The 1280-nt window shown below is 70.2% G+C and carries 1 pseudogene; it reads right to left on the bottom strand.

What is annotated here, in order from left to right:
* Positions 1-1280: pseudogene (locus EOA33_RS36105) on the bottom strand (SPOR domain-containing protein); the annotation flags it as partial.

Genomic DNA, 1280 nt, shown 5'->3' on the forward strand with positions numbered 1-1280 from the left:
GTATGTGGACTGCGCGCTTTCAACCGTCGGCTGCGAGGCGATCTGCATCGACCACGAACCACCACCTGCCGCTGCTGCGCTCGGCGATATGGAGGCGACCTGGTCGGGCTTCACCTCGCCGACGACGTCGACCGGCTGGTCGGACGGACGCTGCGGCGCCACCGGAACAGTGGCCGGCGTGTTGGCCGACTGGGTGTGGGCGGCCTGCGTCTTGGCTTCGGCCTTCGCCTCGGCCTTTGGCGCCTCGGCCGGCTTGAGCGGCTGTGCGGCCTCGGTCTGGTCGGCGCTGACAACCTGGTCGGTCGGCTGATCGCTCGCCTGATCGGTCGCCGGCGCCACTGTGCCGGTCTGCTCGGCGCCGGCCTGCGCCGCGGGGGCGACATGCTGCGGCGCCGGATCGGCCGGTTCGGCGGCAGCAACCTGCGAAGCAGCCTCGGGTGCAGGATCCTCGCGCGCAACCAGCGAGCCATCGGGCTTGACCATCATGGTCCTGACCTTGCGTGGCGCGACGGCGACGACTTCCGGATTGGTCCCCTTGTCGGCTTCCTGCAGGACCTGGGCTATGCGATCCTCGGATTTCGGCGCCGGCGCCGCATCGGCGCTGCCCGGCGCATCCACGCCCGGCATCGCCGTCGCGGCGGCATTGCCCACGGCGTCCGTGCCCGCAGCGGCGTCGGTATCGGCCGGCGAAAGATCGACGACGCGGCTCTCCGGCTCCTTGGCTTTCACATCGACTGGCTCTTCGGTGTTGGTGACCAGCTTTTCCTGCACCGGCTCGGCCGGCTTGGTACCCTTGACCACCGCGTCGTAGACCTTGTTGTCCTGGTTCGGCACCACCGTGCCGCCCGGATTCTCCGGCTTGACCTTGATTGGCGCGTTGTCGGCCTTGACGATAACCGGCGCCTCGCTGCCGCCCTTGCCGCCAAAGGACAAGGCAAAGGCGCCAAGACCACCGGCCAGGGCCACGGCGCCGACCACGGCGGCGATCAGCACGCCACGGCCGCGCGGCCTAGCGGCCTCACGCTCGGCAAGGCCCGGCACCGCCATCTCCTGGTCAAGCTCGGGGTCGTAGTCGAGCTCATCGACCGCGAAATCGTCGGCCTGCGCGACCGGCCGGCTGCCGGGCAGGTTGTCCATATCGAAGCCGCCCGTCGCGGCGGCCTGGGAAACCGGCGCTGGGGCTGCGAGCATTTCAGCCGGCTTCGCCGCCGCATAGGCGCGCGCGTCGCCGTGATCGTGGCCCGGCTTGAATCCGGCGCCGTAGCTGTCGTCCTCATAGG

Source organism: Mesorhizobium sp. M4A.F.Ca.ET.050.02.1.1 (assembly GCF_003997725.1).
Lineage (GTDB): Bacteria > Pseudomonadota > Alphaproteobacteria > Rhizobiales > Rhizobiaceae > Mesorhizobium.